At 71.3% G+C, this 21,951-nt stretch carries 23 protein-coding genes; 16 read left to right on the forward strand and 7 right to left on the reverse strand.

The features are described from left to right. Positions 1-240: 240 nt before the first annotated feature. Both ACWC91_RS03190 and ACWC91_RS03195 read left to right on the forward strand, forming a co-directional pair. Entirely contained in the window at positions 241-882 is a 642-nt protein-coding gene (locus tag ACWC91_RS03190; RefSeq protein WP_225078630.1) for an IclR family transcriptional regulator, read from the forward strand. 645 nt (positions 883-1,527) lie between these two features. Continuing rightward, complete coding sequence (locus ACWC91_RS03195; protein WP_450644510.1) at positions 1,528-2,319, forward strand: S16 family serine protease; 792 nt, start codon at positions 1,528-1,530, stop codon at positions 2,317-2,319. 192 nt (positions 2,320-2,511) lie between these two features. On the opposite strand, the gene ACWC91_RS03200 is transcribed toward ACWC91_RS03195, so the two are convergent. The 3 genes from ACWC91_RS03200 to ACWC91_RS03210 are packed head-to-tail and all read right to left on the reverse strand — an operon-like array spanning position 2,512 to position 3,830. After that, positions 2,512-2,706: a hypothetical protein gene (locus tag ACWC91_RS03200; protein ID WP_225078628.1), complete on the reverse strand. Its 195-nt coding sequence runs from the start codon at positions 2,704-2,706 to the stop codon at positions 2,512-2,514. A gap of 11 nt (positions 2,707-2,717) precedes the next feature. Further along, positions 2,718-3,302, reverse strand: coding sequence for an ArsR/SmtB family transcription factor (locus tag ACWC91_RS03205; protein WP_225078627.1), 585 nt, complete (start codon positions 3,300-3,302; stop codon positions 2,718-2,720). Between the two features lie 60 nt (positions 3,303-3,362). Beyond that, positions 3,363-3,830 (reverse strand): Lrp/AsnC family transcriptional regulator, encoded by a 468-nt coding sequence (locus ACWC91_RS03210; RefSeq protein ID WP_225078626.1) that lies wholly within the window; start codon positions 3,828-3,830, stop codon positions 3,363-3,365. 125 nt (positions 3,831-3,955) lie between these two features. Here ACWC91_RS03210 and hppD point away from each other — a divergent pair, with 125 nt between their 5' ends. Continuing rightward, positions 3,956-5,104 carry a 4-hydroxyphenylpyruvate dioxygenase gene (hppD, locus tag ACWC91_RS03215; RefSeq protein ID WP_141360538.1) on the forward strand — a complete coding sequence of 383 codons (1,149 nt, stop codon included), beginning with the start codon at positions 3,956-3,958 and terminating at the stop codon, positions 5,102-5,104. Between the two features lie 217 nt (positions 5,105-5,321). Continuing rightward, entirely contained in the window at positions 5,322-6,728 is a 1,407-nt protein-coding gene (locus ACWC91_RS03220) for an FAD-binding oxidoreductase (RefSeq protein WP_225078624.1), read from the forward strand. Between the two features lie 10 nt (positions 6,729-6,738). Here ACWC91_RS03220 and ACWC91_RS03225 read toward each other — a convergent pair whose 3' ends face one another. Then, a complete protein-coding gene (locus ACWC91_RS03225) occupies positions 6,739-7,152 on the reverse strand; it encodes an SsgA family sporulation/cell division regulator (protein WP_225078623.1) in 414 nt (137 codons plus the stop codon). A gap of 241 nt (positions 7,153-7,393) precedes the next feature. Here ACWC91_RS03225 and ACWC91_RS03230 point away from each other — a divergent pair, with 241 nt between their 5' ends. Both ACWC91_RS03230 and ACWC91_RS03235 read left to right on the forward strand, forming a co-directional pair. Next, the gene (locus ACWC91_RS03230) at positions 7,394-8,947 is read left to right on the forward strand and encodes an RDD family protein (RefSeq protein ID WP_450640593.1); all 1,554 of its coding nucleotides are present in this window, start codon (positions 7,394-7,396) and stop codon (positions 8,945-8,947) included. Positions 8,948-9,161: 214 nt separating this feature from the next. Next, positions 9,162-10,019 (forward strand): RDD family protein, encoded by an 858-nt coding sequence (locus tag ACWC91_RS03235; RefSeq protein WP_225078621.1) that lies wholly within the window; start codon positions 9,162-9,164, stop codon positions 10,017-10,019. A 54-nt stretch (positions 10,020-10,073) separates the two neighbouring features. Here the strand turns inward: ACWC91_RS03235 and ACWC91_RS03240 are convergent, their stop codons facing one another. Beyond that, entirely contained in the window at positions 10,074-10,367 is a 294-nt protein-coding gene (locus tag ACWC91_RS03240; protein WP_450640595.1) for a hypothetical protein, read from the reverse strand. 461 nt (positions 10,368-10,828) lie between these two features. Between ACWC91_RS03240 and ACWC91_RS03245 the strand changes: the two genes are divergently transcribed. Both ACWC91_RS03245 and ACWC91_RS03250 read left to right on the forward strand, forming a co-directional pair. Continuing rightward, positions 10,829-13,177: an immune inhibitor A domain-containing protein gene (locus ACWC91_RS03245; protein ID WP_225078619.1), complete on the forward strand. Its 2,349-nt coding sequence runs from the start codon at positions 10,829-10,831 to the stop codon at positions 13,175-13,177. A 121-nt stretch (positions 13,178-13,298) separates the two neighbouring features. Next, on the forward strand, positions 13,299-13,637 hold the full coding sequence (locus ACWC91_RS03250; RefSeq protein ID WP_141360545.1) for a hypothetical protein: 339 nt from the start codon (positions 13,299-13,301) through the stop codon (positions 13,635-13,637). 146 nt (positions 13,638-13,783) lie between these two features. On the opposite strand, the gene ACWC91_RS03255 is transcribed toward ACWC91_RS03250, so the two are convergent. Both ACWC91_RS03255 and ACWC91_RS03260 read right to left on the reverse strand, forming a co-directional pair. Beyond that, positions 13,784-14,371, reverse strand: coding sequence for an isochorismatase family protein (locus tag ACWC91_RS03255; protein ID WP_225078618.1), 588 nt, complete (start codon positions 14,369-14,371; stop codon positions 13,784-13,786). A gap of 133 nt (positions 14,372-14,504) precedes the next feature. Continuing rightward, complete coding sequence (locus ACWC91_RS03260; protein WP_225078617.1) at positions 14,505-15,851, reverse strand: nicotinate phosphoribosyltransferase; 1,347 nt, start codon at positions 15,849-15,851, stop codon at positions 14,505-14,507. 156 nt (positions 15,852-16,007) lie between these two features. On the opposite strand from ACWC91_RS03260, the gene clpS reads away from it, so the two are divergent. The 8 genes from clpS to ACWC91_RS03300 all read left to right on the forward strand — a co-directional run bounded on the left by clpS (position 16,008) and on the right by ACWC91_RS03300 (position 21,704). Next, positions 16,008-16,325 (forward strand): ATP-dependent Clp protease adapter ClpS, encoded by a 318-nt coding sequence (clpS, locus tag ACWC91_RS03265; protein ID WP_141360548.1) that lies wholly within the window; start codon positions 16,008-16,010, stop codon positions 16,323-16,325. 12 nt (positions 16,326-16,337) lie between these two features. Beyond that, on the forward strand, positions 16,338-16,940 hold the full coding sequence (locus ACWC91_RS03270) for a DUF2017 domain-containing protein (protein ID WP_450640598.1): 603 nt from the start codon (positions 16,338-16,340) through the stop codon (positions 16,938-16,940). Between the two features lie 490 nt (positions 16,941-17,430). Next, complete coding sequence (locus ACWC91_RS03275) at positions 17,431-18,849, forward strand: amino acid permease (RefSeq protein ID WP_225078615.1); 1,419 nt, start codon at positions 17,431-17,433, stop codon at positions 18,847-18,849. A gap of 141 nt (positions 18,850-18,990) precedes the next feature. Then, positions 18,991-19,413: a Mov34/MPN/PAD-1 family protein gene (locus ACWC91_RS03280; protein ID WP_225078614.1), complete on the forward strand. Its 423-nt coding sequence runs from the start codon at positions 18,991-18,993 to the stop codon at positions 19,411-19,413. Positions 19,414-19,502: 89 nt separating this feature from the next. Further along, positions 19,503-19,598 (forward strand): putative leader peptide, encoded by a 96-nt coding sequence (locus tag ACWC91_RS03285; protein ID WP_348638506.1) that lies wholly within the window; start codon positions 19,503-19,505, stop codon positions 19,596-19,598. A gap of 144 nt (positions 19,599-19,742) precedes the next feature. Continuing rightward, the gene (locus ACWC91_RS03290) at positions 19,743-20,030 is read left to right on the forward strand and encodes a MoaD/ThiS family protein (protein ID WP_141360553.1); all 288 of its coding nucleotides are present in this window, start codon (positions 19,743-19,745) and stop codon (positions 20,028-20,030) included. A 17-nt stretch (positions 20,031-20,047) separates the two neighbouring features. Further along, positions 20,048-20,998: a PLP-dependent cysteine synthase family protein gene (locus ACWC91_RS03295; protein ID WP_225078613.1), complete on the forward strand. Its 951-nt coding sequence runs from the start codon at positions 20,048-20,050 to the stop codon at positions 20,996-20,998. A gap of 175 nt (positions 20,999-21,173) precedes the next feature. Next, complete coding sequence (locus ACWC91_RS03300; protein WP_450640601.1) at positions 21,174-21,704, forward strand: hypothetical protein; 531 nt, start codon at positions 21,174-21,176, stop codon at positions 21,702-21,704. Positions 21,705-21,951 lie beyond the last annotated feature (247 nt).

The following is a 21,951-nucleotide window of genomic DNA, read 5'->3' on the forward strand; positions in this document are numbered from 1 at the left end:
ACTCCGTACCGGACGGTGACCGGATTCTGGACGGAGGCTTCCGCTCAGCGAACCGGCTTCGCTAATGTCCGGCTACGCCGACGCACCGTGGCAGCGCCGCCGCGGAGCGCAGCCGACTTCAGTCCGGGACGGCCCGGACCGCCGGCCGATCGGTGGCCTCTGCCGCACGTCACCGACGGGACCCGGGGACGTGCCCGACGCGAAGAGGACCGCCGACCTCACCACTAAGGAGTGGGCGTCGTGACCGCGGAGACCTCCCAGACGCTCGACCGGGGACTGAGAGTCCTCAAACTGCTGGCCGAGACGGACCACGGGCTGACCGTCACCGAGCTGTCGCACAAACTGGGCGTCAACCGGACCGTGGTGTACCGGCTGCTCGCCACCCTGGAACAGCACACGCTCGTCCGCCGTGATCTGGGCGGCCGCGCCAGGGTCGGGCTGGGAGTGCTGCGGCTGGGCCGCCAGGTGCATCCGCTGGTACGGGAGGCGGCGCTGCCCGCGCTGCGGTCGCTGGCCGAGGACATCGGGGCGACCGCGCATCTGACGCTGGTGGACGGTTCGGAGGCACTGGCCGTCGCCGTGGTCGAACCGACGTGGACCGACTACCACGTGGCCTACCGGGCCGGTTTCCGGCACGCCCTGGAACGGGGCGCCGCGGGCAAGGCGATACTCGAGGCCCGCCGGCAGCCGGCCGTGGACCCCGGCTACACCCTGACCCACGGCGAACTGGAGGCCGGGGCCTGCGGGGCGGCGGCACCGCTGCTCGGCGTGACGGGCCTCGAGGGCAGCGTCGGGGTCGTCATGCTGGCGGACTCCGTACCGGAGCGAGTGGGCCCACGCGTCGTACACGCGGCCCGCGAGGTGGCGGAGGCCCTCCGCTAGTGCTGCGACCGGTGAGGTTCACCGGCTCGCGACGCCCGGCACGGCACCTCGCCGCGTTGTCGCCTCACCCGAGTACATCCAGTACGCGGGTAATGCTCCGCCTTGCGATGCTTCCCCACAGCCTGAACGGCGTGGGAGGTACCCCCAGCACCGGACGCCGCGAGCTTCCCGGCAAACCTTTCCGGCCGCAGCACTAGCCAGTGCCACGGGGCGCCGCCCCGGCAGCCAACCTCGCGCCGTGCCGGCGGGCGCACTGGGTGCGTTGGCGGCGGTCCACGTCGTGCTGTGCCGATGGGCGTACCCCGTGCTGTCCCGGCAGCTCGCCCGCGTGCCATGGCGGTGGCCTACGTCGTGCCGTGGCGGTGGGCGCACTTCGTGTGTGGTGGCAGCCCATCTCGTGCCGCGTGCTGGCGGCTCACCCCGTGCCGTCCTGGCGGCTCATCCCGTGCTGTCCCGGCGGCCCACCTGCTGTGCCGGCGGGCGCACCGCGTGCAGTGCCGACGGCCCACTCGTGCCGTGTCGCCGAGCCCGCCCGTGCCGTGGCGGCGGGCCCGTCACGTCCCGGCCGTCGGCGGCACGACCGCCCCCGGTCGCCGGGAACGGCTGCCGGGTGGCCGGATGCCGGTCGGGGGATAGATTGATCCCGTGCTCTCTCGTCTCACACGTTCCCAGGCCCTCACCGTCTGTGCGGTGCCCGTCGCGGCTCTGATCGCCACGGCGGTGTTCGCGCCGCTGCCGTTCTCGGTGGCGCAGCCCGGGATGACGGCGAACGTGCTCGGGGAGAACAAGGGCACCCAGGTCATCACCATCTCCGGCGCCCCCACCCGCAGCACGAGCGGTCAGCTCCGTATGACGACCATCGAGGCCACCGGCCCGGACGCGAACGTCTCGCTGGGGGACGTGATCGACGGCTGGTTCGCCACCGACCGCGCGGTCATGCCGCGCGACGCGGTCTACCCGAGTGGCAACAGCCTGAAGGAGATCGAGCAGCACAACACCGAGCAGATGAGGCAGTCGCAGGACGCGGCCACCCGGGTCGCCCTGAAGTACCTCGGCGTCAGCGACAAGAAGGTCAAGGTCACGCTGAAGCTCGCCGACGTCGGCGGCCCCAGCGCGGGTCTGCTGTTCTCCCTCGGCATCGTCGACAAGCTCCACGGCGACGGAAACGGCGGCGACCTCACGGGAGGCCGCACCATCGCCGGTACGGGCACCATCACCACCGACGGCACGGTCGGCGCGGTCGGCGGCGTGGCCCTCAAGACGCAGGCCGCCCACCGGGACGGCGCCACCGTCTTCCTGGTCCCGAAGGCCGAGTGCGCCGACGCCAAGGCCGAACTGCCCAAGGGCCTGCGCCTGGTCCCGGTGACCACCCTCAAGGGCGCGGTCGGCGCGCTGGTGGCCCTGGAGAACGGCAAGGGCACGGTCCCGAGCTGCTAGTGCCCCGACAGGCAACGTTCGCCCCGTCGCGACGCCCGGCACGCACTCTCGCCGCACCGCCCGAAAGCCCAAGTACATCCAGTACGAGGACTTCCGGCCGGCACGCCGAGAGCACGCACCGGACGCCGCTCCTTGACGGGCAAACGTTGCCTGCCGCGGCACTAGCGCTGTGACCGGGAAGGTTCACCGGCTCTAGACCGCCGACACGGCGGGGGCCGTCCTGGGAGCGGCGGCGAGACGCAGGCCGAGTTCAACGAGGGTCCAGCCGAGCTGGGCACGGAGGGTGCCGGGCTGCCTGGCCCGGGCGGCGGCGTGGTGCGCCGTGGCCTGGGCCTGGAGTTCGGCGGCGCGGGTGCGGTGCAGGATGAGGTGGGTCTCGGCATGCATGGGGCGGCCTCTCAGTCCGTGTGGGTGGGGAAGACGTTCGTGTGGACGCGCACCTGCTCGGTGTCCGGGGTGCCGTCGGCAGGGGCCAGGGCGCGGTAGCCCTCCACGAGCTCGTGCATCTTCTCGATCAGTTCGAGGGCGAGTTCGGGCGTGAGGCGCAGCCTCCAGGAGCTCATGTCCGCGGCGCGGGCCCATGCCTCGGACCAGTCGCTCCTCGTGCCGAGCCAGGTCGCCAGCTCCTGAGTGCGCTGGTTCGCGACCTCGTGCATGAACAGGTCCGCGGCGCCGCGTACTTCGGGGTCGGGGTCCCTCAGCAGCGTGTCGTCGAAACTCTCGCCGCCGTGGGCCGCCCGCCACCAGCGCTCCCGCCCCTTGCCGTGCTCGGGCGCGTCCTCGACGAAGCCGTGCGCGGCGAGCTGACGCAGGTGGTAACTGGTGGCTCCGCTGGACTCGCCCAGTTTCGCGGCCAGTTGGGACGCGGTGGCCGGCCCGCCGCGCCGCAGCGCGGCAAGCAGCCGCATGCGCAGGGGGTGCGCCAGACCACGCAGCGAGCGGGCGTCAAGAGGGCGGATCCGAGGGTCCAAGGGTTCGGCCATGCGTACAAAGATAGCGTTGCAAAGAAGGCTTTGCAACGGGTTCTTTGGAAGCGGCCCCTCTCACTCCTCCGCCGCCTGCTCCACCAGCGGGATGATCCGCAGGGGGACCGGGTTCTCCATGACGATCGCGGTCGACGCCCGGTCGATGCCCTCGAACCCCACCACCCGGTCGATCACGCGCTGGAGATCGGCGTTGGAACGGGCGACCAGGCGGCACAGCATGTCGCCGGTGCCGGTCGTGGTGTGCAGCTCCAGCACCTCCGGCACGGTCGCCAGATGGGCCCGTACGTCCGGGCCCTGCCCCTGCCGGATCTGGAGCGTCGCGAACGCGGTGACCGGATAGCCGAGCGCCGCCGGGTCCACCTCCGGCCCGAAGCCGCGGATCACCCCGCGCGCCTGAAGGCGGTCCAGACGCGCCTGGACCGTCCCCCGCGCCACCCCCAGCCGCCGTGACATCTCCAGCACGCCGACGCGCGGCTCGCGTGCCAGCAGCACGATGATGCGGCCGTCCAGATGATCGATCGCCACGCGTCCCGCCTCCCGAATGGTCATCCTGTACAGAAAGTCCGAAGGTCCGCCGCCTCCACCGGGCACATTGCCCAGTGAATGTGCGAACTATTGCGCACCTTGCGAGACCGGGTGACGCTTCCGCTATGACGCAGACCACACACCTCACTCCCGACGCGACCGCCCGGCAGGCCGACCCCTTCCCGGTCAAGGGAATGGACGCGGTCGTCTTCGCCGTGGGCAACGCCAAGCAGGCGGCGCACTACTACTCCACCGCCTTCGGCATGAAGCTGGTCGCCTACTCCGGACCGGAGAACGGCAGCCGGGAGACCGCGAGCTACGTCCTGGAGAGCGGCTCCGCCCGCTTCGTGTTCACCTCGGTGGTCAAGCCCGCCACCGACTGGGGCACCTTCCTCGCCCAGCACGTGGCCGAGCACGGCGACGGCGTCGTCGACCTCGCCATCGAGGTCCCGGACGCGCGCGCCGCGTACGCCTACGCCATCGAGCACGGCGCCCGCTCGGTGACCGAGCCGTACGAGCTGAAGGACGAGCACGGCACCGTCGTCCTCGCCGCGATCGCCACCTACGGCCAGACCCGCCACACCCTGGTCGAGCGGGCCGGCTACGAGGGCCCGTACCTGCCCGGCTACGTGGCCGCGAAGCCCATCGTCGAGCCGCCCGCCCAGCGCGTCTTCCAGGCCGTCGACCACTGCGTCGGCAACGTCGAACTCGGCCGCATGAACGAGTGGGTGGAGTTCTACAACAAGGTCATGGGCTTCACGAACATGAAGGAGTTCGTGGGCGACGACATCGCCACCGAGTACAGCGCGCTGATGTCGAAGGTCGTGGCCGACGGCACGCTCAAGGTCAAGTTCCCGATCAACGAGCCCGCCGTCGCCAAGAAGAAGTCCCAGATCGACGAGTACCTGGAGTTCTACGGCGGCGCCGGCGTCCAGCACATTGCGCTCAACACCAACGACATCGTGCAGACCGTACGCACCATGCGCGCCGCCGGTGTCGAGTTCCTGGACACCCCCGACTCCTACTACGACACCCTCGGCCAGTGGGTCGGCGACACCCGCGTGCCCGTGGAGACCCTGCGCGAGCTGAAGATCCTCGCCGACCGCGACGAGGACGGCTACCTGCTGCAGATCTTCACCAAGCCGGTCCAGGACCGCCCGACCGTCTTCTTCGAACTCATCGAACGGCACGGCTCGATGGGCTTCGGCAAGGGCAACTTCAAGGCCCTGTTCGAGGCGATCGAGCGCGAGCAGGAGCGCCGCGGGAACCTCTGAGCCCGCCCGCCGCGAGCCCGCCCACGGCCACCCCGCCCGCCCGCCGCGACACCCGCGCGGCGGGCGGGCGGCCGTCGAGGCTCGCTGGTCGCGGACGTGTCCGGGCCCGGCAGAGGGTTCTCCACGGCGCACACCGTGCGTCAGGACGGCGACCGTCACCCGGCAGGCCGAGGGGCGGGGCCGCGGGGTTCACACCGATGGCCCCGGGTGCGAGGCTGTGATCGTGAGCCGCATTGAAGCCGCACCCGACGAAGCCCAGGGCAACCTCACCGACCGGCTCCTCGCGGGCCTGCCGGCCGAGGCCGTCCTCATCGATCCCGATGTCACGTCCTCCTACGCCAACGACATGGCCAGCTTCTGCCCGTCCGGCGCCCCGGCCGTCGTCGTCCTGCCGCGCACGGTGGAACAGGTCCAGCACGTCATGCGCACCGCCACCGAACTGCGTGTCCCGGTCGTCCCGCAGGGCGCCCGCACCGGCCTGTCCGGCGCCGCCAACGCCTCCGACGGCTGCATCGTGCTGTCCCTGACCAAAATGGACCGCATCCTGGAGATCAGCCCGGTCGACCGGGTCGCGGTCGTCGAGCCGGGCGTGGTCAACGCCGCGCTGTCCCGCGCGGTGAACGAGCACGGCCTGTACTACCCGCCGGACCCCTCCAGTTGGGAGATGTGCACCATCGGCGGCAACATCGGCACCGCCTCCGGCGGCCTGTGCTGCGTGAAGTACGGCGTCACCGCCGAGTACGTGCTCGGTCTGGACGTCGTGCTGGCCGACGGGCGGCTGATGTCCACCGGCCGCCGCACCGCCAAGGGCGTCGCCGGATACGACCTGACCCGCCTGTTCGTCGGCTCCGAGGGCTCGCTCGGCATCGTCGTGCGGGCCGTTCTGGCACTCAGGCCGCAGCCGCCGCAACAGCTCGTGCTGGCCGCCGAGTTCGACTCCGCGGCCGCCGCCTGCGACGCCGTGTGCCGGATCATGGCGGGCGGACATGTGCCCTCCCTGCTCGAACTCATGGACCGTACGACGGTGAAGGCCGTCAACGACCTCGCCCGCATGGGCCTGCCGGAGACCACCGAGGCACTGCTGCTGGCCGCGTTCGACACGCCGGACCCGGCCGCCGACCTCGCCGCGGTCGGCGCGCTGTGCGAGGCGGCCGGCGCCACCCAGGTCGTCCCCGCCGACGACGCCGCCGAGTCCGAGATGCTGTTGCAGGCGCGGCGGCTGTCGCTCACCGCGCTGGAGGCCGTCAAGGGCACGACGATGATCGACGACGTGTGCGTGCCCCGCTCCCGGCTCGGCGAGATGCTCGAAGGCATCGAACGGATCGCCGAGAAGTACCAGCTCACCATCGGGGTCTGCGCGCACGCGGGCGACGGCAACACCCATCCGACCGTCTGCTTCGACGCGCAGGACCCCGACGAGTCGCGGCGCGCCCGCGAGTCCTTCGACGAGATCATGGCCCTCGGCCTCGAACTCGGCGGCACCATCACCGGCGAGCACGGCGTGGGCGTGCTGAAGAAGGAGTGGCTGGCACGCGAGATCGGCCCGGTGGGGGTCGAGATGCAGCGGGCGATCAAACAGGCCTTCGACCCGCTGGGCATCCTCAACCCCGGCAAGCTGTTCTGACGCCCCGCGTTCACTGGGCGAGCAGCCCGGCCAGCTCGTCGTCGATGCCGAGCTGCTCGCTCTCGGTGCCCGGCGGCACCAGGCGCAGCGTGCGCTCCAGCCAGGCCGACACCTGCGCGGCGGACGCCTCCAGCAGGGCCTCGCCGTCGGGCGCGCTCAGTGCCAGCAGGACCACGCTGCGGCCCAGGGCCTTCGACGGCCACACCCGCACGTCGCCGTCCCCGCACGGCCGGAACACCCCCTCCACGAGCAGTTCCCGGGCGAACGTCCAGTGCACGGGGTGCTCGGAGTCGACGTGGAAGACGATGTGCACGGCGTACGGGTCGTCGGTGCGGTAGGCGAGCCGTGCCGGGACGGGGACGCCGCACTCGGGCGACAGGATCAGTCTCAGCTCCAGTTCGCGCTCCACCACGGTGTGCCGCATGGTTCTCTCCTCTCTCCCACGGGCCCCTCGGTGGGCCCGTGTGAAGGGAGAGGGCGCTGGACGCCGGGCATTACGCGGGTTGTCCGAACTTTTTCGATCCGGATCTCGCGTGATCGTGAAGTATGTGTACGAGGTTGCCCGGAAAGGAGTGGGTCCGGCCGGACCGGCGGTGTCGGCTGCCCCGGTCTGATAGATGTGGAGGCCCCCAAGACGACCTCCGAGCAGATACGGGACGACGGACATGAGCGCCCCAACCCCGGCACCCGGTGACGACAGGCCACGCGAAGGCTACTACCCGGACCCGTCCATCCCTGGCTACGTCCGGTACTGGAACGGCGCCTCCTGGGTGCCGGGCACCAGCCGCCCGGCACCGACCGACGGCGAGCCGCTCGGACCGCCGCCCGGCGTGCACACCGCGGCGGTCCCGGCGGTGGAGGAGACGGGACCGCACTTCTTCGACGAGGACCCCGTCGCCGACCCGAACCCCGCCGCGGCACCGCAGGGCGGCCGGCCCGAACCGGCGTCGGTGTGGGGCGCCGACCGCAACCGGCAGTCCGGCTTCGGCGGCGGCCAGGACCACCGCGTCTCCTGGGGCGCCCCGGCCCCGGCCGACCCGAGGGTGGCCCACACGGCGGACCCCGCACCGGCCGACGCGGATCCGGCCCGGGACGGGGGCCGCTCCGACGGCACGTTCGTCTTCCGCCGTCCCACGGCGGGCGGCACTCCCGGGACCCCGGGTGACGCCGTCCCCGGCGTTCCGGGACCGGGCACGCCCGTCGACGAGGGCACGATGACCTTCCGCGCGGTGCCTCCCCGGACTCCGGGGGCAGGCACGCCGGGCCTTCCCGGCCAGGGCTCGCCCGGCTCCGGGGCCGCGTCCGGCTCCGGCCTGCCGGGCCCGTCCGGTGGCGCCGGCTTCCCGGGCGGCGCCGGGGCGGCCCCCGCTGCCGGCGGGCCCGCCGCGAGCGGTGCCGGCGGTCCCGGTTTCGGGGCCGGAAAGGCGGCCGCCGCGCGGGCGGCGGCCGCGCAGCCGCCGGGCCAGGCCGGGGCCCGGCCCGGTGGTGCCTCCGCACAGGCCTCCGTCCCGGCCGCGCCACCGATGTCCTCCCCCTCGGCCCCGCCCCTTCAGCCCGGTGGGCCGCAGGGCCCCGGCGCTCCCGCCGGGACGCCGCTGACCAGTGGTGCCGGTGGTGGGCAGTCCTCCTGGGCGCAGCAGGTGCACCGGCTCGCCGGGTCGGGTGAGCAGCAGCCCGTGGCGCCCTGGAAGCCGCCGGTCGAGGACCCGTTCCAGGCGGCGGCACGGCGGCAGGCCGCGGCCCGGCCCGCCGGCCTCGGCAAGCGGCTGGCCGCCCGGCTCGTCGACTCGGTCGTCCTCGGGGGCGTCACCGCCGTGGCCGCCGTACCGCTCGGCACCAAGGCGATCGACCACGTCAACGGCAAGATCGACGAGGCCCGGCTCTCCGGCCGCACGGTGACGGTCTGGCTCCTGGACGGCACCACGGCGACGTACCTCGGCGTCGTCCTCGCCGTCCTGCTGCTCTTCGGCGTGGTCTACGAGGTGCTGCCCACCGCCAAGTGGGGCCGCACCCTGGGCAAGAAGCTGTGCGGCCTGGAAGTGCGGGACATCGAGGGCCACGAGCCCCCGTCGTTCGGCCCGGCCCTGCGCCGCTGGCTCGTCTGGGGTGTCCCGGGACTCCTCGGCATCGGTCTGGTGGGCATGGCGTGGTGCCTGTTCGACCGGCCGTGGCGCCAGTGCTGGCACGACAAGGCGGCGCACACGTTCGTGGCGGGTTGACGAGACCGGCGGGGCGGCTCCGCACCCGCGCCGGTTTCGTCCACGCCGGCCTTGTCCGTGCCGGTCCCACCCGTGCCGGCCTTGTCCACGCCGGCCTTGTCCACGTCGGCCTTGTCTGTGCCCGTCCCACCCGTGCCGGTCCCATCCACGCCGGTCTCATCCGTACGGCCGCGCACCGGGTGCGCGGCGGCCGGGCTCGCGATCCACTCGGCGCATGAGCACCGAACCGCCCCCCGGCTCCGGACCGCAGCCCCCCAACCCCGGGGGAAGGCGGCCACCCCACGGCCAGGGTCCGTGGGGCGGGAACGCGCGGGGCGACGACGGGCAGGGCGGCGGCGCGTGGGGCGGCGCCCAGGAAGACGGACGGTCCGGCGGCTCCCCGTACTCCGACGACCCGTCAGCAGGCGTGCCCCCGCCACCCGGTGAGCAGCCCCCACCGCCCGGAGAGCAACCACCCCCCGGCGGCGGGCCGCAGGACGGTGGGCCGTACGGCGGTGGCCCGCAGGGCGGCGGGGGCCCTTACGGTCCGCAGGGCGGCGGCTACGGGGGTGGCGGCCCCTACGGCGGAGGCCCGCAGGGCGGCGGTCACGGCGGCGGTCCCCACGGCGGTGACCCGCTCGCCGGTATGCCCCCGCTCGCCGACAGCGGCAAACGCACCCTCGCCCGGATCGTCGACCTGGTCCTGGTCGGCATCGTCGTCACCCTGGTCACCTGGGGCCTGCGGGTCAACGAGTACGCGGTCAACGCCGAGAACGTGCAGGTCGGCAAGTCCGTGGCGCAGTCGGTGGTAGGCGTGGTGCTCTACATGGCCTACGACACCTTCATGATCTCCAGATACGGGCAGACCCTGGGCAAGAAGTGGCTGGGCATGCGAGTGGCCAACCTCGAAGACGGCTCCACCCCGTCCGTCCCGACCGCGCTGGCACGCGCGGCGGTGCTCTGGGTGCCCTGCTGGTTCTGCTGCGCCTGCCTGTGGCTGGCGATCAGCGGCGGCTGGAGCTTCTTCGACCGCCCCTACAAGCAGGGCCTGCACGACAAGGCGGCCAAGACGGTGGTGGTCAGCACCGGTTGACCTCGGCCCGGGGCGGCGAGGAGTTCGGAGGAGGCCGGAGAACGCCGGAGGAGGTCACGAGGCCGTCGGCCCCCGTACCGGCTCGACTCCGGCCGTGACGGGCTGCCGGTGTGCCCGCGCCCGGACCCGTGTCTGGGACCGTGCCTGCCTGACACCGGCCGGCTCGGCCGTGCGTGCCTTCGGCATCGGCACCGTCATGGCGACCAGGAGCCCCAGCGCGAGTGCCGCGAGGGCGATGACCACGATCCCCAGCCCCGAAGCCGTCCGGGACAGCAGCAGCATGGCGAGCGTCGAGAAGATCACGGTGCAGGAACCGTAGGCGAGCTGTGCGGCGGTGGGACGAGGCATGGCAATCGGTCCTCGGAAGTGGGGGTCTCCCCCCGTGCCTCTCGCTGCGGGGGAGGGTGCGGACAGGGATCTGTAGGCGTGACGCGGGCAACGGCCTGGCATTCCACCGGTTTCCCGGCGGTCCGCCAATCGACTCTATTCGCCTGTGTGCCCGACTGGAACCGTTGGTAAGCACGACCTAACCCATGGTGCCGGTGCACGGGGGGCGCACGGAGTCATGCGGTCCACGGAGTGGACGGGCGCACGCGCCCGCCGGGACCGTTCGGCCCTGGTGAACCGGTGTCCGCAAAGCGAACACCCGCTCCATAGTGCACTTGACGAGTTCAAGTCAAGATCTGTTTTTTCTCGCGAACGTCTAGTCGAATGACGTCACTTGACTACACGCGTTCACCGTGCGCGGACCTTCCCATGGCCCATGACCCCCCTTCCGCGCGCACGGACGCGGCTGGGGAGGACCACAAGTGACCAGTAGACGCTGGACGTTCAGAACGACCGCGATCGGTGTCGCGCTCGCGGCGGCCACCGCCACGTTCTCGACGTTCGCCGTGGCGGAGGCCGCGACGACGGCCGACTCCGCCTCCGTGAACCGGCACGACCCGCAGCCGGTGGGGCAGCACTCGCACGACCTCGACGGCCCGCTGAGCAAGACGCAGAAGGCTCAGCGCCAGGAGGCCCTGAGCCAGGTCATCGCCGGCAAGACCAAGGTGCAGGACCGCAAGGGCTCCAAGGTCGTCGAGCTCAAGGGCAAGAAGGGCGACACCAAGTACGTCGAGCTGGGCCGGGAGAAGACCGACAAGATCTTCACCATCCTGGTCGAGTTCGGCGACAAGACGGACCCGAAGTTCGGCGGCACCCCCGGTCCGCTGCACAACGAGATCGCCGCGCCGGACCGCAAGAAGGACAACTCCACGGCCTGGCAGAAGGACTACAACCAGCAGCACTTCCAGGACCTGTACTTCGGCACCGGCAAGAACACCGAGTCGGTGAAGAAGTACTACGAGACCCAGTCCTCGGGCCGCTACTCGGTCGACGGCCAGGTCTCCGACTGGGTCAAGGTGCCCTGGAACGAGGCCCGTTACGGCAACAACGCCTGCGGCTCCACCAACTGCCCGAGCGTGTGGAACATCGTCAGCGACGGTGTGAACGCCTGGGTCGCCCAGCAGAAGGCGGCCGGCCGGACCGACGCCCAGATCAAGGCGGACCTGGCCCAGTACGACCAGTGGGACCGCTACGACTACGACGGCGACGGCGACTTCAACGAGCCGGACGGCTACATCGACCACTTCCAGATCGTGCACGCCGGTGAGGACGAGTCCGCCGGCGGCGGCGCCCAGGGCACCGACGCGATCTGGGCCCACCGCTGGTACGCCTTCGGCACCGACGCCGGCGCCACCGGCCCCGAGTACAACAAGCTCGGCGGCGCGCAGATCGGCACCACCGGCATCTGGGTCGGCGACTACACCATCCAGCCGGAGAACGGCGGCCTCGGCGTCTTCGCCCACGAGTACGGCCACGACCTCGGCCTGCCGGACGAGTACGACACCGCCGGCGGCGAGAACTCCACCGGCTTCTGGACGCTGATGTCCTCCGGTTCCTGGCTCGGCCGCGGCAAGGAAGCCATCGGCGACCTGCCCGGCGACATGAACGCCTGGGACAAGCTCCAGCTCGGCTGGCTCAACTACGACGTCGCCAAGGCCGGCGTGAACTCGGCGCACAAGCTGGGCCTGTCCGAGTACAACACCAAGCACCGGCAGGCCGTGGTGGTCTCCCTGCCCGACAAGGCGGTCACCACCACGATCGTCACCCCGGCCCAGGGTGCCACCCAGTGGTGGAGCGGCAGCGCCAACAACCTGAAGAACACCCTGACCCGGTCCGTGGACCTCACCGGCAAGAAGTCGGCCGCCCTCACCCTTGACGGGTGGTACGACATCGAGGCCAACTACGACTTCCTCTACACCGAGGTCTCCACCGACGGCGGCGCCAACTACACCGCCCTCGACGGCACGGTGAACGGCAAGCCGATCCCGCGCGACGGCAGCGGCAACCCGGCCCTGCACGGCACGGTCGACGGCTGGAAGAGCCTGTCGTACTCCCTGGACGCCTACGCGGGTCAGAAGGTCCTGCTCCGCTTCCGCTACCAGACCGACGGCGGAGTGGCGCTGAAGGGCTTCACGGCCGACCGGATCACGCTGACCGCGGACGGTTCGGTGGTCTTCGCGGACGACGCCGAGAGCGCGGACCCGGCGTGGACGGCGAACGGCTTCTCCCGCATCGGCGCGTCCTTCACCAAGGACTACAAGCAGTACTACATCGCCGAGAACCGCCAGTACGCGTCGTACGACACCACGCTGGAGACCGGCCCGTACAACTTCGGCTTCGCCGACCGTCCGGACTGGGTCGAGCACTTCCCGTACCAGAACGGCCTGCTGATCTGGAAGTGGGACACCTCCGAGGCGGACAACAACACCAGCAAGCACCCGGGCACCGGCCGGATCCTCCCGGTCGACTCGCACCCGGACGCGCTGCGGTGGTCCGACGGCACGCTGATGCGCAACCGCATCCAGACCTACGACTCGACGTTCAGCCTGTACGGCACGGACGGCATCACGCTGCACAAGGCGGGCGTCACGACCAAGATCAAGTCGTCGAAGGGGGTGTCGGTCTTCAACGACCGCGCCAACACCTACTACGACCCGGCGAACCCGGCCGGCGGCGTCAAGATCACTGACACCAACACCAAGATCAAGATCACCAAGGAGGCCAAGGACGGCTCCACGATGGAGATCGAGATCGGCAGCGCGCTGAAGTAGACAGCGTTTACGCAGGTCAAGCGCACATCGGCGGCAACCCCCTGGCGGGTTGCCGCCGATCGTGTTTAGGTGCGTCCTGTGACCCGCTTATTGACACCGACCGGAACGGGGGAGTGACCGCATGGCCGCAGGAGGTTTCTGCAAGCTGCCGAACGGCACCGTGGTGGTGGCGCTGAACCTGCCCAGCCCCACCCTCGACGGCGCCGGCGGCGTGCGCGTGCTCGTCCACGCGCACAACCGCGCCCGGGCCCTGACCCGGCTGCGCAACCTGGGCCTGCGCGCGGTCTACCTGCGGGGCAACGCGGCCCCGCCGACCCCGGACGAGGTCACCGCGGTCCTGCACCACCCCGACGGCCTGATATGGCGTACGTCACCCGGCGACACCGTGGGCGCCCCGGAGCTGTGGCACCCGATCAGAGCCCTGCTGCGCAGACCGGCCGCCCACCGGCAGGCGTCGTGACAGCCACCGGCAGGCGTCGAGAGAGCCCGTCCCGGACGGGACCCGGACAGGACGGGGAGAGGCGCGGTCAGGCGCGGACTGGCTCGGGCCGGTCCCGGACCGGCTCCCACAGGCCCGGGACACGATCTGGGGCCGGCTGAGAGTCCCTAGGCGACGACCGGCTTGCCCATGAGCTCGACGCCCGCCTGCCGCAGCTCCTCCAGTGCCCGTTCGGTGGTCGTCTGGGCCACCCCGGCGGTGAGGTCCAGGAGCACCTGGGTGCGGAAGCCCTCGTTCACGGCGTCCAGGGCGGTGGCGCGCACGCAGTGGTCCGTGGCGATCCCGACCACGTCCACCTCGTCGATGTGCCGGGCCCTGAGCCAGTCGGCCAGCGGCTCGCCGTTCTCGTCGGTGCCCTCGAAGCCGCTGTAGGCCGCCGAGTAGGCGCCCTTGTCGAAGACCGCGTCGACCGCTCCGGAGGCGACGGCAGGGGCGAAGTTGGGGTGGAAGCCCACGCCCTCCGTGCCCGCGACGCAGTGCGCGGGCCAGGAACGGACGAAGTCGGGGTTGTCGGCGAAGTGACCGCCGGGCGCGATGTGGTGGTCCCGGGTCGCCACCACGTGCCGGTAGCCCGCGGGAGCCTGCCCGATGAGCTCGGTGATCGCGGCGGCGACGTCGGCGCCCCCGGCCACCGCGAGGCTGCCCCCCTCGCAGAAGTCGTTCTGCACATCGACGACGATCAAGGCGCGGCGCATGGTCGGTGTCCTTCGGTTGTCGGATCGGCGGGCGGAGGGGACGCGGGGCCGGTCGTGAGGCCACGGTCCCGGCGGATCCGCCACTCGGACGTCAGGGGACTTTCGGGGGCGTACCGAAGCGGGGGCACGCGCTTTAGCTACCCGAGCCCGTGTGGACGTACTCCGTCGGAAGGACGGGTTCCCCTCGGGAGAGCTGGGTCGCCGACAGCGGCAGGTTGGCGCGGGCGGTCGCGTGCCGGTCCCGGGCGGCGTCCAGCGGCTCGCGGGCGACCACCTCGCCGCCCTTGACCAGCTCCACCAGGAGCTGCCGGCCGGCCAGCCGGTCCGGCACCGGACCGGTGCCCACGACCTCCGCCTCCGCGACCCCGTGCGCGTCCAGCCGGCGCGCCGCCCACTTGCGGCCGCCGATGGAGGTCTTGCCGCCGGTGGACTTCTTCGCCACCGGCACCAGCGGCGCCCCGGCGTCGCCGGTCTCGGCGCGCGCGACCAGCTTGTAGACCATGGACGCCGTCGGGTGGCCGGAGCCGGTGACCAGCTGGGTGCCGACGCCGTAGGCGTCCACGGGCGCCGCCGCCAGCGAGGCGATGGCGTACTCGTCCAGGTCCGAGGTGACGATGATCTTCGTGTCCCGGGCGCCCAGCTCGTCGAGCTGCTGGCGCACCCGGTGCGCGACCAGCAGCAGGTCGCCGGAGTCGATGCGCACCGAGCCCAGCTCGGGCCCGGCGATCTCCACGGCCGTACGGACCGCCTCGGTCACGTCGTAGGTGTCGACCAGCAGCGTGGTGTCCCGGCCGAGCGAGTCCACCTGCGCCTGGAAGGCGTCCCGCTCGCTGTCGTGCAGCAGGGTGAAGGCGTGGGCGGAGGTGCCCACCGTCGGGATGTTGTAGCGGAAGCCGGCGGCCAGGTCGGAGGTGGAGGTGAAGCCGCCGAGGTAGGCGGCCCGGGAGGCGGCGACCGCGGCCAGCTCGTGGGTGCGGCGGGCGCCCATCTCGATCAGCGGGCGGCCGCCGGCGGCCGAGGCCATCCGGGAGGCTGCGGCCGCGATCGCCGAGTCGTGGTTGAGGATCGACAGGATCACGGTCTCCAGCAGCACGCACTCGCCGAACGACCCCTCCACCCGCATGATCGGCGAGCCCGGGAAGTACACCTCGCCCTCGGGGTAGCCCCAGATGTCCCCGCCGAACCGGTAGTCGGCGAGCCATTCCAGGGTCGGCTCGTCCACCACCCGGCGCTCGCGCAGGAAGGCGAGGACGTCCGCGTCGAAGCGGAAGTTCTCCACCGCGTCCAGCACCCGCCCGGTGCCGCCCACGACCCCGTAGCGGCGTCCGTCGGGCAGCCGCCGGGTGAAGACCTCGAAGACGCTGCGGCGCCCGGCCGTCCCGGCCTTCAGAGCGGCCTGGAGCATCGTCAGCTCGTAGTGATCGGTGAACAGAGCCGTCGAGGGAACGTCCACCGGCAGCCCAAGGTCCGCAACGCCCACCGAAGCTCTCCTAGACATGTCGCGCGGGTGCCCCCGGCGTCGGCCGGGGGTCCGGGGGCCGTCCCCGGATGATGCCTGGCGAAGAATCGTACTCCCATTTCGTCAGACTGACGATTTAGCCCTCCGTTTATGCGAGTACCCCCTCGGGGTGGCAGCATGGGCCGTGTGACGGCAGCCGCACCCATCGAGATCGAGAAGACCGAGTCGGCGGAGGAGGTCTTTGCCGTACCCGAACCGGACGTGCCCTGGGTGACGATCGTCCACAACGACCCCGTCAATCTCATGAGCTATGTGACGTACGTCTTCCAGACGTACTTCGGCTACTCCAAGGACAAGGCCACCAAGCTCATGCTCGACGTCCACCACAAAGGCCGGGCCATCGTCTCCAGCGGAACCCGTGAGGAGATGGAACGGGACGTTCAGGCCATGCACGGCTATGGTCTGTGGGCCACCCTCCAGCAGGACCGGAAGTAGCGAACTCCCTCCATGCCAGGAACCTTCGAACCGCTCCCCGGCGGCGGTGCGTCCGTCGCCCTCGACGACGTCGAGATCTCCATCATCCGCTCGCTGGCCGTGCAGCTCCTCGAACTCATCGGCCCCGGCCCCGCCGAGGACACCCCCGCCGACCCGCTCGCCGAGCTGTTCGCCGAGGGCCCGAGCGAACCGCCGTCCGACCCCGTCCTCAAGCGGCTCTTCCCGGACGCCTACCGCGACCCCGAGACTCCCGGCAACCCCCAGAAGGCCGCCGAGCAGCGCGCCCACTCCGCCGAGTTCCGCCGCTACACGGAGAACGACCTGCGGGCCGGCAAGCGCGAGAACGCCCTCGCGGTGATCCACTCGCTCAACGCGCTCACCCCCGGCGAAGGCGGCCTCGCGGTGCTGGAGCTGGCGCCGGCCGAGTCCCAGCGGTGGCTCGGCGCGCTCAACGACCTGCGCCTCGCCATCGGCTCCCGACTGGAGATCACCGACGAGGACGACACGGACGACTTCTACCGGCTGCCGGACGAGGATCCGCGCAAGCCGATGGTGATGGCCTACCTCTGGCTGGGCGGGCTCCAGGAGACCCTCGTCTCCACCCTCATGCCGTAGCTCCGCGCCTCATGCCGTAGTTCCGCGCCTCATGTCCCAGCGCCGCGCCTCTCGCCGTGGTCCCATGCCGTGATCCGCCCGGCTCATGCCGTGATCCACCCGGCTCATGCCGTGATCCACCCGGCTCATGCCGTGATCCACCCGGTATATCCGGATTTCGCGTTCACTCAGAGGACGCTCAAATCCGGATAACGATCGCGTCACTGAGGCGGCCGGGTATGGGTGCGCTCTGCGCGCTTCGTCCGCTTCTTCCCGTGGGATGCATCACACAGCTCCCCGTCGATCAGTGTTGCGGCCGTGATAAATCTTCACGACCGCCCGGCGGACACCACCCATGTCCGGCCGGGTGCGCCACCGAGCCGGCAACAGCCGGCCAGGCACAGCGGAACCGGGGAGACCCGGGCACGCACTCCATCAATCCGGGGGGATCGAAACCCGATCCGGGGCCGACCGAGGGCCCGGGGTCGGCATGGAGAAAGGCGCACACCACATGACCTCACCGCAGGTCACGGAAGCCCCGGAAGAGGGGTACGAGCGAGGACTCGGCAGCCGCCAGGTCCAGATGATCGCCATCGGCGGCGCCATCGGCGTCGGCCTCTTCCTGGGTGCAGGGGCGAACATCGCCAAGGCCGGACCAAGCCTCATCGTCATGTACGCCCTCGCGGGCCTGATCATCTTCTTCATCATGCGGGCGCTCGGCGAGCTCTTGCTCTACCGCCCCGTCTCGGGCTCCTTCGCGGAGTACTCCCGCGAGTTCCTCGGCCCGTTCTTCGGTTTCTTCACCGGCTGGACGTACTGGCTGATGTGGGTGGTGACCGGAATGGCCGAGCTGACGGCCGCCGCGATCTACGTCCACTACTGGTTCCCCGCCGTCCCGCAGTGGGTGACCGCGCTGGTGTTCCTGGTGGTCCTGTTCGTGGCCAACCTGATCTCCGTGAAGGTCTTCGGCGAGATCGAGTTCTGGTTCTCGATGGTCAAGGTCACCGCCCTCATCGGCATGATCGTGATCGGTCTCGGCGTCCTCACCTTCGGCTTCAGCGCCGCCGGCGACACCGCCACCGTCAGCAACCTCTGGGAGTTCGACGGTTTCTTCCCCAAGGGCGTCGGCTCCTCCCTGATGACCCTCCAGGGCGTGATGTTCGCCTACCTCGCCGTCGAACTGGTCGGCGTCACCGCGGGCGAGTCCGAGGACCCGGAGAAGACCCTCCCCAAGGCGATCAACACCCTGCCCTGGCGGATCGCCCTGTTCTACGTCGGCGCCCTCACCGTCATCCTGTGCGTGGTGAAGTGGACCGAGTTCGCCCCGGGCGTCAGCCCCTTCGTGAAGGCGTTCGCGGTCATCGGCATCCCGGCCGGCGCGGGCATCGTGAACTTCGTGGTGCTCACCGCGGCCCTGTCCTCCTGCAACTCCGGCATGTACTCCACCGGCCGCATGCTGCGCACCCTCGCGGACAACGGCGAGGCCCCCCGCTTCTTCAGCCGCCTGTCGACCTCCAAGACCCCGGCGCTGGGCATCACCGTCTCCGTCGCCTTCATGGGCATCGGCGTCGTGCTGAACTACATCGTCCCGGAGAAGGCCTTCGGCTACGTCACCTCCGTCGCCACCGCGGCCGGCATCTGGACCTGGCTGATGATCCTGATCAGCCACGTCCTGTACCGCCGGGGCGTCGAGTCGGGCCGGCTGCGCGCCTCCTCCTTCCCGGCGCCCGGCGGCTCCAAGTGTTCCTACGTCGCCATCGCGTTCCTGCTCTTCGTCACCGGCCTGATCGCGTACGACGCCGACTCCCGCGTCTGCCTGTACGTGATGGCCGCGTGGGCCGCCGCCCTCGCCATCGGCTGGGCGGTCCTCAAGAACCGCAACCCGCAGGTCGCCGACCGCCGCGAGCCGCAGCTCGAGAAGGTCGGCTGACCCCGCGGGGTTCCCGGACCGGACGTCCCGGCGGGAGCGGGCCCCCCAACCCGCTCCCGCGGCCGCTCAGGATGTCCGCGATGTGGGCCGTTCCGTACCGAACTCCGGTACGGAACGGCCCGCCTGTCTATGCTGGCCGCCATGCTGACCCTTACCCAGGCCCTCTACGACCAGATCGTCGCCCACGCCCGCAAGGACCACCCGGACGAGGCGTGCGGCGTCGTGGCCGGACCCGTGGGCTCCGGCCGGCCCGAGCGGTTCATCCCCATGGTGAACGCGGCCCGCTCGCCCACCTTCTACGAGTTCGGCTCGCAGGACCTGCTCAAGCTCTACCGGGAAATGGACGACCTGGACGAGGAGCCGGTGATCGTCTACCACTCGCACACCGCGACCGAGGCCTACCCCTCCCGCACCGACATCAGCTACGCCAACGAGCCCGGCGCGCACTACGTGCTGGTCTCCACCGCCGACACCGACGGGCTGGGCGAGTTCCAGTTCCGCTCGTTCCGCATCGTCGAGGGCGAGGTCACGGAGGAGGAGGTCAAGGTGGTGGAGGCGTACTGATCGGGGAACGTCTCGTGACGTGGATGGAAAGTGTCCGCGTGCCGAGATCACACTCCGGGTCCCGGACCGGGAATCGATACGATGACCGCATGGTTTTCCACGACGTGAGCGACAAGACGCCGGGCATGCTGCTCGTGGCGCGGCTGCACGTCGACCTGTGCAGGCTGAACAGCGCCATCTGTTGACGTTCCGCGCCGCCGCACGGCCGTGAGGGCCGCGGCGCTCCCCCCAGTGCCGAAGGCCCGGGGGCAACCCCTACGGTGCGCCCGGCCGCGTCCGAGCCGGGAGATCCATCCCGACGACATCCTTACCGACAGGAGCCCGCAACCATGGCCATCGAGGTCCGCATCCCCACCATCCTCCGCCAGTACACCGACGGCCAGAAGGCCGTGGACGGCAACGGGGAGACCCTCGCCGAGCTCTTCGCCGACCTCGAGACCCGGCACCCGGGCATCCAGGCCCGGATCGTCGACCAGGCGAACGGCGAGCAGCTGCGCCGCTTCGTCAACGTCTACCTGAACGACGAGGACGTGCGCTTCCTGGACGGTATCTCCACCAAGCTCGCCGACGGCGACAACGTGACGATCCTGCCGGCCGTCGCCGGCGGCATGCGCTGATCGGTCGCTGATCAGAGATGCGTTACGACTCCCCGCTGGCCGCGGTGGGCAACACCCCCCTGGTGTGCCTGCCGCGGCTGTCGCCGTCGGCCGACGTCCGCATCTGGGCGAAGCTGGAGGACCGCAACCCGACCGGCTCGATCAAGGACCGGCCCGCCCTGCACATGATCGAGCAGGCGGAGAAGGACGGCCGGCTCACCCCGGGCTGCACGATCCTCGAACCCACCTCCGGCAACACCGGCATCTCGCTGGCCATGGCGGCCAAGCTCAAGGGCTACCGCATGGTGTGCGTGATGCCGGAGAACACCTCGCAGGAGCGCCGGGCCCTGCTCGGCATGTGGGGAGCGGAGATCATCTCCTCCCCGGCCGCGGGCGGTTCCAACACCGCCGTGCGCGTCGCCAAGGAACTCGCCGCCGAGCACCCGGACTGGGTGATGCTCTACCAGTACGGCAACCCGGACAACGCCGGTGCCCACTACGCCACCACGGGCCCCGAGATCCTCGCCGACCTGCCCTCGATCACGCACTTCGTCGCGGGCCTCGGCACCACGGGCACCCTCATGGGCGTCGGCCGCTACCTGCGCGAGCACAAGCCGGACGTGAAGATCGTCGCCGCCGAGCCGCGCTACGACGACCTGGTGTACGGCCTGCGCAACCTCGACGAGGGCTTCGTCCCCGAGCTCTACGACGCCTCCGTCCTCACCACCCGCTACTCGGTCGGCTCGGCCGACGCGGTCACCCGCACCCGTGAACTCCTCCAGCAGGAGGGCATCTTCGCGGGCGTCTCCACGGGCGCCGCGCTGCACGCGGCGATCGGCGTGGGGAAGAAGGCGCTGAAGGCGGGCGAGAGCGCCGACATCGTGTTCATCGTCGCCGACGGCGGCTGGAAGTACCTCTCCACCGGCGTCTACACCGCGGCCACCACCGAGGAGGCCATCGAGACCCTCCAGGGCCAGCTCTGGGCGTAGGTTCTGCCGCCCACCTCCGGTCCGTCCGACATCTGTGTGCGCGGAGCCCCGGCCGTCGTATCGGCCGGGGCTCCGGCGTGCGTGGGGGACGGGATCCTGATGTGCTGGAGAAACGTCACACCGGCAGAAGGACAGGGCACGGCACCCCGGGCACAGCAGAAAGGCGGCCGACCCCATGCGCCGTTCGACGCTTCACGGCACCACCGTCACCGCCGCGGCGCTGACCCTGCTCCTCGTCGGCTGCGGCGCACAGCACGACGGCGCGGGCTCCGGCAAGGACGGCACCCCCACCCGGCCGACGACCGCGCCCGCTTCCCCGCCCGGATCCGCCCCCTCAGAATCCGCCTCCGGGACCGCCCCGGCCTCCTCCGACCGCCCCGCCCACGGCTGCGCGGACCACGCCGAACTCACCGCCGCCGACTCCGGGCGCACCCTCTGCCTGACCGTCGGCGGGCAGGTGCGCCTCACCCTGGACGGCACCGAGGACCGCCCCTGGACACCGGTCAGGTCCAGCGGCTCCGCCCTGCGGGCCGCCAACGCCGGCATCGTGATCCTGCCGGGCGACGCCGTCGCCGCGTTCGACGCCGTCACGCCCGGAACGGCGCGGCTGACCTCCACCCGCCCGCTGTGCGCGGTGGGACCCGGCCGGATCGCGTGCCAGGGCATCCGGCAGTGGACCGTCACCGTGCGGGTGACAGGGCCGTGAGCCCGACGCGCCACAACACACGGACACGGCGGCGCCGCGCCCGTTCCACTCGGCTGGGCCGCGCCCGCTGCGTTTGGTGGGGCCGTGTTCGTCCTGTCCGGCAGGGCCGCGCCCGCTGCGTTTGGTGGGGCCGTGTTCGGCCTGTCCGGCTGGGCCGCGCCCGCTGCGTTTGGTGGGGCCGTGTTCGGCCTGTCCGGCTGGGCCGCGCCCGCTGCGTTTGGTGGGGCCGTGTTCGGCCTGTCCGGCT

The organism is Streptomyces sp. NPDC001204 (assembly GCF_053598035.1).

Coding starts and splice junctions, on each gene's coding strand:
- ACWC91_RS03200 (WP_225078628.1), bottom strand. CDS start 2,706: ATGCATGCCGAGACCCACCTCATCCTGCACCGCACCCGCGCCGCCGAA.
- ACWC91_RS03205 (WP_225078627.1), bottom strand. CDS start 3,302: ATGGCCGAACCCTTGGACCCTCGGATCCGCCCTCTTGACGCCCGCTCG.
- hppD (WP_141360538.1), top strand. CDS start 3,956: ATGACGCAGACCACACACCTCACTCCCGACGCGACCGCCCGGCAGGCC.
- ACWC91_RS03225 (WP_225078623.1), bottom strand. CDS start 7,152: ATGCGGCACACCGTGGTGGAGCGCGAACTGGAGCTGAGACTGATCCTG.
- ACWC91_RS03230 (WP_450640593.1), top strand. CDS start 7,394: ATGAGCGCCCCAACCCCGGCACCCGGTGACGACAGGCCACGCGAAGGC.
- ACWC91_RS03235 (WP_225078621.1), top strand. CDS start 9,162: ATGAGCACCGAACCGCCCCCCGGCTCCGGACCGCAGCCCCCCAACCCC.
- ACWC91_RS03240 (WP_450640595.1), bottom strand. CDS start 10,367: ATGCCTCGTCCCACCGCCGCACAGCTCGCCTACGGTTCCTGCACCGTG.
- ACWC91_RS03250 (WP_141360545.1), top strand. CDS start 13,299: ATGGCCGCAGGAGGTTTCTGCAAGCTGCCGAACGGCACCGTGGTGGTG.
- ACWC91_RS03255 (WP_225078618.1), bottom strand. CDS start 14,371: ATGCGCCGCGCCTTGATCGTCGTCGATGTGCAGAACGACTTCTGCGAG.
- clpS (WP_141360548.1), top strand. CDS start 16,008: ATGGGCCGTGTGACGGCAGCCGCACCCATCGAGATCGAGAAGACCGAG.
- ACWC91_RS03270 (WP_450640598.1), top strand. CDS start 16,338: ATGCCAGGAACCTTCGAACCGCTCCCCGGCGGCGGTGCGTCCGTCGCC.
- ACWC91_RS03275 (WP_225078615.1), top strand. CDS start 17,431: ATGACCTCACCGCAGGTCACGGAAGCCCCGGAAGAGGGGTACGAGCGA.
- ACWC91_RS03280 (WP_225078614.1), top strand. CDS start 18,991: ATGCTGACCCTTACCCAGGCCCTCTACGACCAGATCGTCGCCCACGCC.
- ACWC91_RS03285 (WP_348638506.1), top strand. CDS start 19,503: ATGGTTTTCCACGACGTGAGCGACAAGACGCCGGGCATGCTGCTCGTG.
- ACWC91_RS03290 (WP_141360553.1), top strand. CDS start 19,743: ATGGCCATCGAGGTCCGCATCCCCACCATCCTCCGCCAGTACACCGAC.
- ACWC91_RS03295 (WP_225078613.1), top strand. CDS start 20,048: ATGCGTTACGACTCCCCGCTGGCCGCGGTGGGCAACACCCCCCTGGTG.
- ACWC91_RS03300 (WP_450640601.1), top strand. CDS start 21,174: ATGCGCCGTTCGACGCTTCACGGCACCACCGTCACCGCCGCGGCGCTG.